At 34.1% G+C, this 2,111-nt stretch carries 1 protein-coding gene; it reads left to right on the top strand.

Features of this window, described 5'->3' with window-relative positions; all coding sequences use genetic code 11:
- Window positions 1–533: 533 nt before the first annotated feature.
- Window positions 534–2,111 (top strand): beta strand repeat-containing protein (locus tag AJN58_RS09960; RefSeq protein ID WP_410002397.1); only part of this gene is annotated, 1,578 nt, incomplete at its 3' end.

The raw sequence follows: 2,111 nt of genomic DNA, 5'->3' as shown, positions 1-2,111 counted from the left end.
AAATCATTTTAAATAAGGAAGGAGAAAAATATTTGAGTAAAAATATTATTTCAAGTAAGGTGTCTACGGGGGGGGGGATTAAAGAACCCTGTTTAAATTCTAAAAAGATAGTTTTATCTTTAGCTACTATTTCTTTCTTAGCGAGTTGTGCTAATGCTACATTAAATTCTGAAATAAAAACTTATGATGAAGTTCATAAAAATACTAAAGCTAGATCAGCAAGTGTTTATACTCCTAGAAATGGAACTAATACGATTATAGATTCTTTGCAAAACGAACAAGTAACCATTACTGGAAGTGGAACAACAAATTCCTTAACAATTGGATCAAACGGAACTTTGGGCAGTATAAATAATACAGATAGAATTATCTATGTCCATGCTAGCAACAGCGATACTCTTACTCTTACTAATCTTACCAATAATGGAACCATCAATGGTAAAGTAAGTGTAGAAAATAGTAGTGGCGGCTTTACAGGAACCATCACTGTTAATACCTTTGAAAATAAAAACCAAATCAATGGAAATGTCTATATGGGACTTTGGGGAAATTCTCAAGGAACTATCAATATAGATAAATTTGATAATAGCGGAACTATCACAAGCAATTCAATTGCCATTGATGTTGCAAACAATTCCAATATAAATAGCTTTACTAATAGTGGTTTTATTAGTGCAGGCAAGGGGGTTAATATAGGCCAAGGCACTATGACAAATTTTACTAATGCTAACAGTGGAACCATACAAGGCTCAGAAGCAGGAGTGCTTGTTAATACAAAAATAGATACTTTTACTAATAAAGGTTTAATTGATTCAATTGGACAAAGCATAGAATGGAGTAATGGGGTTTGGGTAAGTGGAAACACTGATATCAAAACTTTTGTTAATGATGGAATTATACAAGGAGTTTCTGGGGCTATAAGATCATCGGGCGGAACCATAGAAAATTTTATCAATAATGGTACTATGAATGGTGGTTCTGCTGCCATTCTTATACAAAATAGCATTATAAAAACACTTGAAAATAAAGGCACTATAAATAGCACTAGCGATATAGATTGGGGTGGTGCCATAAAACTAGGACAGGGTGGTACCATAGAAAATATCATCAACACAGGAACTATCAATTCAGCTACTTCTGCTATATATGTATCCTATGGTAAATTTGGAACACTTACCATAAAAGATGGAGGTGTAGTTTATGGAAAAAAAGCTGGAATAGCAGTAGGTCAATGGCAAACTCTAGGGGATTTATACATAGATGGAACAAACTTAAAAAAAGATGGAACTGTAAGTGGAATTTATAGCGATAATCATGGAATTGCTTTAGATGTTGGTTCAAGTACTAGTAAAATAGAACTTAAAAATGGTGGCATTATACAAGGTAAAGTTAATGGTATAAGATTAGAAAAAGCAGCTTCTTTAAGCGGAGAAATAATTTTATCCGGTGAAGGATCTAGAGTAGAAGGTGGAAGTGGTGCTGGTATATCTAATGAAAGCGGAAAAATAGAAGGCTCTATAAAAGTAGAAGATGGAGCTACTGTAACTTCTTCTTCAGGTCAAGCTATCTCTAATTCTGGCTCAGGAAGTATAACAGGTGGTATTACAGTTAGTGGGGAAAACACTAAGCTTGAAGGAAATATAGTCAATACGGATAGTGCATCTATAGGTAGCGATATCAAGATAGAAGGTGGAGCTAAGGTAGAAGGTGGTCTTGTTAATGAAGGAGAAGGCTCTATTACTGGTTCTATTACAATTGATAAAAACAGTCAGCTTGACTCCATCACTAACACTTCTACTTCTAATACAGGTATAAGCGGTTCTATCACTAATAACAGTGATAATAAACTTGAAATTTCCAATGGAGAAGGTGCTACTATAGGTGGAGGTATTACAAATAATGGTAATGCTGATTTAGTTATCTCCAACCAAGGTTCAGTAGGTAAAGATAAAGATGGTAATACAGTAACTAACAATGGTAGTGGTAGTGTTGGAATCAAAGATTGGGTTGTTTCTACAGATAAAGAAACAGGTAAATTAGAAACTGTAGTTGTAGGTGGAAGCAATACGGATAATGTAAAAGTAGATAATATAACCGTTGATCAAGGCAAT

Source organism: Campylobacter sp. BCW_4321 (assembly GCF_001763075.1).
Classification (GTDB): Bacteria; Campylobacterota; Campylobacteria; order Campylobacterales; family Campylobacteraceae; genus Campylobacter_D; species Campylobacter_D jejuni.
The sequence above is the reverse complement of the archived record's forward strand: the minus strand, read 5'-3'. Positions and strand labels throughout refer to the sequence as shown.